The 7,571-nt window shown below is 39.9% G+C and carries 9 protein-coding genes; 6 read left to right on the top strand and 3 right to left on the bottom strand.

The genetic code is table 11. The features are described from left to right. Positions 1 to 347: 347 nt before the first annotated feature. Positions 348 to 674, bottom strand: a complete 327-nt coding sequence (locus tag DSBG_RS20870) for a YnfA family protein (RefSeq protein WP_068966859.1) — start codon at positions 672 to 674, stop codon at positions 348 to 350. Between the two features lie 385 nt (positions 675 to 1,059). On the opposite strand from DSBG_RS20870, the gene DSBG_RS20865 reads away from it, so the two are divergent. The 6 genes from DSBG_RS20865 to DSBG_RS20840 all read left to right on the top strand — a co-directional run bounded on the left by DSBG_RS20865 (position 1,060) and on the right by DSBG_RS20840 (position 6,659). Then, positions 1,060 to 1,266, top strand: a complete 207-nt coding sequence (locus tag DSBG_RS20865) for a hypothetical protein (protein ID WP_068966857.1) — start codon at positions 1,060 to 1,062, stop codon at positions 1,264 to 1,266. Positions 1,267 to 1,353: 87 nt separating this feature from the next. After that, positions 1,354 to 2,871, top strand: coding sequence for an ammonium transporter (locus DSBG_RS20860; protein ID WP_068966851.1), 1,518 nt, complete (start codon positions 1,354 to 1,356; stop codon positions 2,869 to 2,871). Positions 2,872 to 2,928: 57 nt separating this feature from the next. Further along, positions 2,929 to 3,267 (top strand): P-II family nitrogen regulator, encoded by a 339-nt coding sequence (locus tag DSBG_RS20855; protein WP_068966850.1) that lies wholly within the window; start codon positions 2,929 to 2,931, stop codon positions 3,265 to 3,267. A gap of 85 nt (positions 3,268 to 3,352) precedes the next feature. Then, on the top strand, positions 3,353 to 4,636 hold the full coding sequence (locus DSBG_RS20850) for an ArsB/NhaD family transporter (protein WP_068966848.1): 1,284 nt from the start codon (positions 3,353 to 3,355) through the stop codon (positions 4,634 to 4,636). Between the two features lie 356 nt (positions 4,637 to 4,992). Further along, positions 4,993 to 5,418 carry a hypothetical protein gene (locus DSBG_RS20845; RefSeq protein WP_068966846.1) on the top strand — a complete coding sequence of 142 codons (426 nt, stop codon included), beginning with the start codon at positions 4,993 to 4,995 and terminating at the stop codon, positions 5,416 to 5,418. A gap of 230 nt (positions 5,419 to 5,648) precedes the next feature. Continuing rightward, complete coding sequence (locus tag DSBG_RS20840; protein ID WP_141694396.1) at positions 5,649 to 6,659, top strand: hypothetical protein; 1,011 nt, start codon at positions 5,649 to 5,651, stop codon at positions 6,657 to 6,659. A 10-nt stretch (positions 6,660 to 6,669) separates the two neighbouring features. Here the strand turns inward: DSBG_RS20840 and bioB are convergent, their stop codons facing one another. Then, entirely contained in the window at positions 6,670 to 7,155 is a 486-nt protein-coding gene (gene bioB / locus DSBG_RS20835; RefSeq protein ID WP_068966842.1) for a biotin synthase BioB, read from the bottom strand. Positions 7,156 to 7,225: 70 nt separating this feature from the next. Next, a partial coding sequence (locus DSBG_RS20830; RefSeq protein ID WP_141694395.1) for a prephenate dehydratase occupies positions 7,226 to 7,571 on the bottom strand: 346 nt, incomplete at its 5' end.

Here is a 7,571-nt window from a genome sequence, read left to right as displayed (position 1 = left end):
TCATTTTATGTTTTTTTAAAACTTTTAACAGACTTATATATCAATCAATTATACCAGAGGATTGCCTAAAGATAAATGAGTGTATTCCAAAACAATATGAGTACCCACTCATATTGTTGACCTTTAGGCCCTTAAATTTGAATACATAAAAAAATCCGAATCCCTATAATGATCCGGTTCGAATTTTGTTATTAATATGTCTCCATTTCTATGAATTCATTTCTAGACCAAATGAATAACGCAAAATATCTTTTTCAGTATACCCCAAACTGACCGAGGCTTATTATAGTTATGAGGGAGATATATTCTGCACCCCCCTTTCACTTTATACATGTGGAGTGCAAAAATTAAGGACGCGGCGCCCATAACATGATAAAAACACCCACCAAACATACTACAGCGCCTATCCAATCATAGGTATCGGGGATTTTCTTATCAATTCCCCATCCCCATAAAATTGCCAAAAATATAAAAATACCTCCGTAGGCAGCGTAGGTTCTGCCAAAGTTCGGGAACCTCTGTAAGGTCGGTATGACACCATAGAGAACGAGGATTATGCTCCCTAATACGCCATACCAAACTGGACGTGATTCTCTAAGCCAAAGCCATACCAAATACCCACCTCCTATTTCAGCTAAACCAGCGAGAATAAATAGGAAAATCGCATTAAGCATAAATTTTCCCTCCCTTTAATCTAATCTAGTGATAAATATATTCCATCATATCATATAAAGAGTATTAGATTGGCCAATGTCAGAAGTATTAAGCGATAGTTTTAATAAACTCCTTATTTAGAAGAATGATGCTAGTGATATATCAACATGTCACTGCAAGGAAATGTTTTTTAAAGGTAAATTATGTTAAAACGCTCCTTACTGCGCTTCCATGTATACAATGTTTTTGTAAAAACCAACTAGACGTTTGCACAAATACTCCGTATAATAACCGTAATGAGCAAAGGCGCTCTCGAATTTTTTCGAGAGCGCCTTATTTCATACAAGCAAAGGCGCTTGGGCAGAGATGTCCGAGCGTTCTTTATATTTAGAGGAGGTGATTCTTATGACCATGATAAAGGTCCTACTTGGTGCAGACGTCTTTTTAATTCTCTCAGGGCTGGCTTGGTTGCTGCTGATTCCAAGCTTTAACTTAACCGCTTTTAACAGACCGTTATCGTCCGCTTTTCTAGGAATGCTTGTGCTATTATTTGGTATTTACAAAGGAATGCAACTGCGCAGGGCCTATCTGCGAATTAAGAATCAGTTGTAAATGACTACACCTACCTCAGACCTAGTAGTAATTAGGAGGATTAGACTGAGGGATGAAAAACAATGTTCAGAAAGGGGTAAGGAAAAGATGACGAAATCAAGATTTCTCAAAATCATGTTATTAACGGTATTTTTTGTATTTATAATAGCTACAGTGGCCTTAGCCGGCGATCCCTCTGGTGCAAACACGGGTGGTATCGCGGATATCGCAGCAGCTAAAGCCGGAGATCCGACTTTAGCTGAAGTCGCTGCTCAAGTTGGTAAAAACAAAATCGGCATCAACTTCGTGTGGGTATTACTTACCGGTTTCATGGTTTTCTTCATGCAAGCAGGATTCGCCTTGGTAGAAGCGGGATTTACCCGGGCCAAGAATGCCGCCCATACGATGGCCATGAACCTAATGGTCTTTTTAGTTGGAGCAATTGGTTATTATATTTGCGGTTTTGGTTTGATGTTTGGTGGGGTCGGTGCAGTCAGTGCGATTGGCGGTACGGCACCACTGGTTAACGAATTTACTCTTAACGGCTGGGGACTGTTCGGGCACACTGCATTTTTCCTGACCTCCGGCGGATCATATGACGTGGGGGTATTTATCCTCTTCCTATTCCAAATGGTATTTATGGACACGGCTGTGACTATCCCTACCGGAGCCATGGCCGAGAGAATTAAGTTCTCAGCAGTGGTCATTGGCAGTTTCTTCATTGCCATGGTGCTTTACCCTATCTATGGCAATTGGGTGTGGGGCGGCGGCTGGCTTGCCCAAATCGGAACACATTGGGGTCTTGGACATGGCGCTGTAGATTTTGCCGGTTCCGGTGTTGTGCATAGTATTGGAGGAGGTGCCGCTTTAGCTTCCGCTTTGGTTTTAGGACCACGAATCGGGAAATATGCTGGCGGAAAAATCAATGTAATCGCTGGGCATGATATTCCAATGGCAGTTCTGGGTACAATAATATTGTTCTTTGGTTGGTTCGGTTTTAATCCTGGTAGTACCTTAGCAGGAACAGACTTGCGTATTGCGGTTGTTGCAGTTAATACAATGTTAGCTGGGGCGGTCGGCGGTTTTGTGTCAATGATGATTATGTGGATAAAGTATAAAAAGCCAGATCCCTCGATGATGTGTAACGGCACCTTGGCAGGCCTAGTAGCAATTACCGCTCCCTCCGGTTTTGTCAATGTTAATTCTGCTGTTATTATTGGAGCAATTGCCGGAGCGCTCGTAGTCTTCAGCGTACTCTTTATTGACCGTAAATTGAAAATAGATGACCCTGTCGGGGCAATATCCGTTCACATGGTTAATGGTATCTGGGGTGTTATCAGTGTCGGAATCTTCGCTGATGGGACCTATGGTGACGGGCTTAACGGAGTGGCTGGCGGAGTAACTGGTTTGCTCTATGGAAACGTTGGACAGCTTTGGGCTCAATTAATCGATGCAGGGGTAGTATTAGTATGGGCCATCGGTTTATCTCTTATCTTCTATAAACTTCTCGATGCTACCCTAGGTATGCGTGTAAAACCAGAGGATGAAGTGGCTGGACTGGATATCCCAGAGATGGGCATCTTAGCGTATCCTGAGTTTGTTTTGCAATCTTCTACCGGTGAATAGCTTACAAACACGTTCAATATTCAGTATAATGAGTGAAATGAAGAAGGGGGATTTTCTATGAAAAAAATTGAAGCCATTATCAGACCAGGCAAGTTGGATGAGATCAAAGATGCTTTGGCTGCTGCTGATATCTTAGGTATTACCGTTACTCATGTGCTTGGCTTTGGTCGGCAAAAAGGCTATACTCAAATCTACCGGGGTCAAGAGGTGACTACCCATTTGTTACCTAAAATTAAACTTGAAATCGTAACTGGAGATGCAAAAGTGGAAGAGGTTATCGGAATTATCGTTAAAGCTGCGCGCACCGGTCAGGTTGGCGATGGCAAAATATTTGTCCAAAACGTGGATGAAGTTGTACGTATCCGTACTGGCGATCAAGGTGAAGAAGCTATCTAGCTCAAGGTAAAAGGTCAGGGAGCGGCTGATTATTTACTGGTTAAATAATCAGCTGTTCCAATTTCTCTAGATTGGAGGCAACATTATGATACTCAACGCACCAGTAATCATAACCATCGTAATCTTTTTTTTGACCTACGGACTAATAATCAGCGAAAAGATTAACCGAACTGTGGTTGCCTTAATCGGAGCAAGTTTAATTCTTTTTGCTAATGTAATTAATCAAGAACAAGCCATTCAATACATAGATTTTAATACTATTGGATTGCTCATTGGCATGATGATCATCGTCGGGATAACTCGCCGCACAGGAGTTTTTGAATATATGGCAATCAAAGCTGCTAAGTTAACTAAAGGTGATCCTTTATTAATAATGGTGGCCCTAGCTGCAGTAACGGCAATAACCTCGGCTTTGCTTGATAATGTAACGACAGTATTACTGATTGTTCCAGTAACCTTTTCAATTTGTTATGAACTCGAAATAGATCCTGTCCCGTTTTTAATAAGTCAAGTCATAGCCTCTAATATCGGAGGTACAGCCACTTTAATAGGAGATCCTCCAAATATTATGATTGGCAGTGCTACCGGATTAAGTTTTATGGATTTCGCCAGTAATCTCATCGTACCCATATTAGTTATATTTATAGTGACCATGTTAATCTTACGGTTTGTTTATCGCAAAGACTTAATAACTTCGGAACTTTCCAAGTCTCGGATCATGGAGCTACGTGAGGTTGAAGCGATTAAGGATTACGCCTTATTAAAAAAGTCTTTGCTGGCACTGGCTCTGACAATCCTGGGTTTTATTATTCATAAGATGCTTCACTTAGAACCGGCAACTGTTGCCTTAGGAGGGGCTTCCTTATTAATGTTTATTTCGAAAGAAGAACCTGAAGATATCCTGCTGGCCGTAGAATGGCCTACTCTTTTCTTTTTTGCAGGTTTATTTATAATCATTGGCGCTCTAGACCATGTTGGAGTTATAGAATGGGTAGCCAGGGAATCTATCGAAGCTACAGGCGGAGCACTCGTTGCGACGTCAATGTTAATACTATGGTTATCAGCTATTGCCTCTTCCTTTATCGATAATATTCCCTTCGTAGCTACGATGATTCCGCTAATCCAAAAGATGGGACAAATCGGAGGAATTGAAAACTTAAGACCTTTTTGGTGGGCCTTGTCTTTGGGGGCTTGTCTTGGTGGGAATGGCACACTAATTGGGGCTTCCGCCAATGTCATTGTCGCGGGATTAGCTGAGAAGAATGGAATCGTGATTACTTTTAGAGGCTTTATGAAAATCGCCTTTCCTTTGATGATTCTATCAATCATCATTTCCTCAGTATATATTTTTCTTGCTTATATGATTTAGTCGAATACGTTATGAGCAGAACTCAGTAAAAGTTAAAATATTGAGGAATATTGCGTAACGATCAAATACAGCCCTTAACTACGATATAAACCATGATACCTCCCATTTATGAGCCATTTTATATCGTGACAAATTACAACTTGAAAGGTATTATTTTAAGCAGGACTTAAGGTAAATCAATCGGCAAAGAAGCCGTCAAGATGTCTAACGATATCTGGCGGCTTTTATAATTTCATAACCGGGCACCAAATCTATAGCTGATTTGGAGCGGTCAAGTGTTTTAGTGAGCCCTTAATTATTATAAATTAAGGGCTCATTTTGTTTTTTTTTAAATAAATAAAGAAAGAAATGATTTTATGGTTTTAAAACAAAAACATTTATTTACAGATCCTCATAGACAATATGAAGGAAAAGACACTGCCAAGATCCATTGTGAAGGCATGATAAATTTAAAAGAAGCGACCGACTATGCTCAAACCGACGATAGTATCTTAGGAACGGAAATGGTTAATGTTTGCCTTGAGGACCCCTCTAAAGCTGTTGCCTTTAGTAAGTTATTTTCATTATCGATTGCTGAATTTGATAAAGAAAATGGTATTAATTTCGAGATTTCAAACAAACTCCTTGAAATCAAAGAGCTATTGGGAGAGGATCTTTGTAGTTGGTGTTTTAAAAACCACAAAGGCCTTGCAGGTCTAATATCAATTTTGAATTCCTATATAACCACTTATGAGGATGCCCAAAAAATAAGACTGAACTTAATCAGCTTATTAACGCTCTAGCCTTTAATAATTATGAAGCAAGAATTACTCCCTTGATCTCGGCATTTGGAGTGAAAGATGAGACAAGTGGGCTTACGAAACTGTTTGAAAGGACCCATATATACTATGTCCGAGATCTATTAAACTTATTAACTCTGACAATAGACCAAAAGGACGTCCTGCAACTAATTAAGGTTGTAAGATGGTTGGGTGAAGACAGGCAGACCCTATTGAGAGAAGAGCTACACAACTTGTCTAAAAACGAACGAGATGAAAAAATACTTAGAAAACGTGCCAAGGGAGCAACCCTTGAGCAAACAAGTATCGCCTATGAACTTACCCATGAAGGAGTACGTCAAATAGAGAAGAAATTCCAAGGACGCTTCGATCGTTATATTACTAGGGCCATGCCTCATTATATCCTTTATGCCTTTAGCAAAAATACCGGGTATATCTCTCTTGATGATATTAACGAACTGTTAGGCAGTTTATCCGATATATTTATATATTCTGTAAAAAAAAGTAACTGCTCCACAGCACATTGGTCTGACGAACTTAATGGCTTTATTATCGGAGATCAGAAATGGTATGAATTACTAATCGAATTGAAAGACGGCTTGCCTGAGATACTCAATTCTGAATCGGTGGATGAATTGATAGCCAATGTTATTGGTAATTTCACCTTTGCTCTGTCAATGGACGATGCGAGACGACTCGTTCTAATAGGCTATAGCCTAATCGGTAAAGTTTATCTGAAGAAAAGAGTAAGCCTTTCACGAATGTACTATGCCGTGCTTGAAAAGTACTATCCTGATGGGATCAAACTATACGACGATTCTGAATCAATTCGTTTTCGCAATTATGTGCGTGAGTTGTTTGGTGATGTTCGTCTGCCTGAGAACAACCGAGCAATTGATGTAAGGTTGACTGAACTAACGATATTATGTGATAGAGGAAAACGAATACTGCCCAGTGGCATCAAGATTAGCAAAGAGTTACTGAAAAAGATCCATGAAGCAATTATCGACATTGACCGAAATATAATTAAGTTCCAGGATATATTTGAAAGATTTAAAAACGAACTCATCGAAACCAGCAATATTACCAATAAATATTTTTTGCAGGGCGTTCTAAGGTATCATTATTCCAATGAGTTTGATTTTTCTCGTTATACATTGAAGAAAAGAGTTAAGTTGTTCACGGCGCCCAACCAAATTAGTTCTGAGAGGTGGCAGAAACTTCCCTCTTGTCTAAAAACGTAGCCAAGAGCAACTATACTTCTAACCCCATGTCTATGATCATTTGGATATCTTCAGCAACGGTACGCCCGGAAGTGGTTAAATAACTACCCACCAAAGTAGCATTGATTCCCGCCAAATAGCCTAAAGCCTGCAAATCTCGCAGGCCATTTTCACGACCACCCGCGAAGCGCAACTTTGCTTCTGGCAAAATAAATCGATAGATGGCGATCGTTTGTAATATTTCCAAAGCTGGTAAAACACTTTGATTCTCCAGTACCGTTCCTTTGATGGGATTAAGAATATTTATGGGGACTGACTGAACCTTCAATTCTCTCAGGGTAAAGGCCATCTCCAAGCGCTGACCCATAGTTTCACCCAACGAAATAATTCCGCCGCTACAGACCTCCAAATTAGCAGACTGGCAAGCTTCTCTAGTGTTGATGCGATCTTTATAGCTATGAGTTGTACATATCTGAGGAAAATAGCTTTCTGATGTTTCCAGATTATGATGATACATGGTTACACCAGCCTCCCTTAAACTTCGGGTATTTAGGGTAATTAGATCTTGATCCAAGAGCGGAAATTGACTAATCAATTTCCGCTCTTGGATAGGAACCCAGAAACTTATAAAAAGTAGTTTTTCGCTTTACCATCGTTAAAGCATCTTTAACGTCTGGATCGATCATATGACCTTCAATATCAATAAAAAAGATATATGTACCGAGCTTTCCTCGAGACGGCCTGGATTCAATTTTACTCATATTAATATCCCATAAGCTAAATATATTCAGAATGCAAGAGAGACTGCCGGGTTTGTGTTCGGTCGAGAAGACAATTGAGGTCTTGTTCTTATCTGCAGTGGAGTGGGCTGAATCTGATTTTTTTCCTACGACTACAAACCTAGTAAAATTATTATCTTTGTCCTGTATATCA

The sequence above is a fragment of the Desulfosporosinus cupriresistens genome, assembly GCF_001707885.1.
GTDB lineage: Bacteria > Bacillota > Desulfitobacteriia > Desulfitobacteriales > Desulfitobacteriaceae > Desulfosporosinus.
Note: the sequence above shows the minus strand (reverse complement) of the source record. Positions and strands in the feature narration are given on the sequence as shown.

What these genes read in the sequence shown, in the direction of transcription:
- DSBG_RS20870 (WP_068966859.1), bottom strand. Translation starts at nt 674, where the DNA reads ATGCTTAATGCGATTTTCCTATTTATTCTCGCTGGTTTAGCTGAAATA.
- DSBG_RS20865 (WP_068966857.1), top strand. Translation starts at nt 1,060, where the DNA reads ATGACCATGATAAAGGTCCTACTTGGTGCAGACGTCTTTTTAATTCTC.
- DSBG_RS20860 (WP_068966851.1), top strand. Translation starts at nt 1,354, where the DNA reads ATGACGAAATCAAGATTTCTCAAAATCATGTTATTAACGGTATTTTTT.
- DSBG_RS20855 (WP_068966850.1), top strand. Translation starts at nt 2,929, where the DNA reads ATGAAAAAAATTGAAGCCATTATCAGACCAGGCAAGTTGGATGAGATC.
- DSBG_RS20850 (WP_068966848.1), top strand. Translation starts at nt 3,353, where the DNA reads ATGATACTCAACGCACCAGTAATCATAACCATCGTAATCTTTTTTTTG.
- DSBG_RS20845 (WP_068966846.1), top strand. Translation starts at nt 4,993, where the DNA reads ATGGTTTTAAAACAAAAACATTTATTTACAGATCCTCATAGACAATAT.
- bioB (WP_068966842.1), bottom strand. Translation starts at nt 7,155, where the DNA reads ATGTATCATCATAATCTGGAAACATCAGAAAGCTATTTTCCTCAGATA.